At 40.2% G+C, this 2380-nt stretch carries 3 protein-coding genes and 1 pseudogene; 3 read left to right on the forward strand and 1 reads right to left on the reverse strand.

Annotation, left to right across the window (positions count from 1 at the left end):
- The 3 genes and pseudogenes from ACFIJ0_RS00145 to ACFIJ0_RS00155 form a co-directional block, all read left to right on the forward strand.
- Positions 1–899: pseudogene (locus ACFIJ0_RS00145) on the forward strand (hypothetical protein); the annotation flags it as partial.
- A 414-nt stretch (positions 900–1313) separates the two neighbouring features.
- A complete protein-coding gene (locus tag ACFIJ0_RS00150) occupies positions 1314–1592 on the forward strand; it encodes a type II toxin-antitoxin system RelE/ParE family toxin (protein WP_015856245.1) in 279 nt (92 codons plus the stop codon).
- Between the two features lie 10 nt (positions 1593–1602).
- Positions 1603–1911 carry a HigA family addiction module antitoxin gene (locus tag ACFIJ0_RS00155; RefSeq protein WP_273721170.1) on the forward strand — a complete coding sequence of 103 codons (309 nt, stop codon included), beginning with the start codon at positions 1603–1605 and terminating at the stop codon, positions 1909–1911.
- Between the two features lie 65 nt (positions 1912–1976).
- Here ACFIJ0_RS00155 and ACFIJ0_RS00160 read toward each other — a convergent pair whose 3' ends face one another.
- Positions 1977–2228 (reverse strand): type II toxin-antitoxin system Phd/YefM family antitoxin, encoded by a 252-nt coding sequence (locus tag ACFIJ0_RS00160; RefSeq protein WP_375623751.1) that lies wholly within the window; start codon positions 2226–2228, stop codon positions 1977–1979.
- Positions 2229–2380: the final 152 nt, after the last annotated feature.

Consider the following 2380-nt stretch of genomic DNA (forward strand, 5'->3'; position numbering starts at 1 on the left):
GTTTAGAGCTGTTAGGCAACTCATCGTTTAACCTTATCCATAACAACAAAGTCGTTAGCAGTCTAAGCACAAGCGGAAGCTTTCTTAAAGGACCGCTGAAAGTGGATGGTGAAGCTGTTTATACGAAATCACAAGTGGATGCAGCTATACTGGCACAAATAAAGAGTCTTAAAAAAGATTTGACCGATAAAATTACGAATTGGCCTGCTCTTGCTGATGCTGAATTGCTCTATACACAGGATGAAAAAATTCAGTGGCCCGTCTGGGTCACCGATAAAACTAAAGTTGAAATCCAAGCATGGGGTGGTGGGGGTAGTGGTGGTGGAGCTTATAGGTCATATTTAGGAGGCGGCGGAGGCGGAGGCGGTTGTTCAGTATGGTATGGCTATAAATCCAGTTTAAACGGGCATGAGGATATCATCATTGGTAAAGGAGGAACTTCTGTTGCAAATCATAGTGCGACAGGAAACTCTGGAGGAACAACAGTTGTTGGAAAGAATTTTATGACCGCTACAGGAGGACATGGTGGTGGAGGTGCTTCTGCCTATACCTCTCATTCGGGATTTGGTGGTAGTACGACTACCTACTATTCAGGCTCTGGTGGTGCTGGAGGTACAGGTGGAAACTTTGGTTTAGCAACAGATGAACATCTAGGAATTGCCAAAGGCGGAAATGGTTGTGCTGGAACGAATGGAATTACGAGCAAGATAAGCGGTAACGGAGGTGATGCTGGGGGTGATACATCAAGAGGTGGCTCTGGAGGGATAGGACAAGGATCCTATAGTTCAGGAAAAGCGGGGCGTGGCTTTGGTGGTGGGGGTGCTGGTGCTAGTAGGGATGGATATGACAGCGGTGCTGGTGCTGATGGCGCTGTTCTTATAAGATTATGGAAAGAATAAATGGATGCACAAGTAACCAAGATATGACAGAAGTCAAATGGATAGCTGTTCTATAAGCAGGTTTATATGTTTTTAAGTCCTTTTATCGCTCTTTAAAAGCCCTTTGAAAAGGCTTTTTTTGACTGACAGTGTCAGGCTTATGGAGCATGGTGATGGTTGTTATTCTCTCTTCATTGATTTGGAGAGCAAGAATGACAATAGAATTTAAATTTCATATTCACTTTATTAAGAATGGCAAGGGATCTAAGTTTTTAGCAATATTTGATCAGACAGCTTTTGGTATGTTTGTAAAATCCTTGATGTTGACATGCNGACGATAAGGGTTTCTAATGGGATGTTACTGTTTTTTCCATTTTAGCACTTACAATGTAAGCTATTTGTTGACATTAGCAGTATTTTACGCTATATAAAAGAATGATTAAAACGTTTAAAAGCAAAACATTGGCAGAATTATTCAAAACGGGAAATTCATCCAAGATTGATAAGAAACTTGTAAAACGTATCATGGTTCGTCTTGATCGTTTAGATATTTCTGAAAGACCAGAAGATATGAATCTTCCAGGATTCAACTTTCATTCTTTGATTGGATATTCACCCACGCGTTACACTGTCCACGTTAACGGACCATGGTGTATTACCTTTGAATTTTACTCGTGTAATGCTTACCGTGTTGATCTTGAACAATATCACTAAGGATACAGTTATGAATGACATTCCTGCACAAAGAGATAAAAACCGTTGTCCTACTCATCCGGGAGAAGTTTTAGCAGAAATTATTCCTGAAACAGGCAAAACAAAATCAGAAATTGCTCAGATGCTTGGTATATCACGCCAACATCTCTACGATATTCTGAACGCAAAAAAGCCTGTTTCTCCTGCTATTTCCGCTTGTCTTGGCAAAATGTTTGGTGATGGAGCTGCTATATGGTTACGCATGCAAGCCAATTATGATGCGTGGCATGCTGAACGCGAAACAAATGTTAGCAAAGTTCCAACACTTCACGCTGTTTGATCTCTTCCTCACTCTGAAGAGACGATGTTTTATGAAATACTAGATAAATAATAACATCCCCTGCTTTAAACATGTTCGTCGCCATTTAAAATATCATCTAAACCACGATCTAAGTCGTCTAATATATTTTGCGGTGCATCTGCATAAACAAAAGATTGTGCACCAGAACGCGCTTTTATTAATTCATGATATAAATCAACAGGAAGCATAATGATTTTTTCACGCCCTCGCTTTGTTAAAGCTACAGGTGTAGACATAGCCTCGTCTAAAATATCGCCTGCCCCGCGGTTTACATCTGTAAAACTATATTTTTTCATATGCACATCCTATCTTTAATGTATAATACGTATTATACGTACAATATGTATTATGTAAAGATATTTTACGGCATTAACCACCTCCCCGCCTAAAAGACGAGGAGATAAATCATGTTTTACGTCTAAGCTGCTTTTGTGGCAGGGCGCTCCGA

Origin of the sequence: Bartonella sp. OC68QHHN, assembly GCF_042193875.1 — a bacterium.
Classification (GTDB): Bacteria; Pseudomonadota; Alphaproteobacteria; order Rhizobiales; family Rhizobiaceae; genus Bartonella; species Bartonella grahamii_A.

Bases quoted from the DNA above. Each gene is read 5' to 3' on its own strand.
- ACFIJ0_RS00150 (WP_015856245.1), top strand. From the start codon at position 1,314: ATGATTAAAACGTTTAAAAGCAAAACATTGGCAGAATTATTCAAAACG.
- ACFIJ0_RS00155 (WP_273721170.1), top strand. From the start codon at position 1,603: ATGAATGACATTCCTGCACAAAGAGATAAAAACCGTTGTCCTACTCAT.
- ACFIJ0_RS00160 (WP_375623751.1), bottom strand. From the start codon at position 2,228: ATGAAAAAATATAGTTTTACAGATGTAAACCGCGGGGCAGGCGATATT.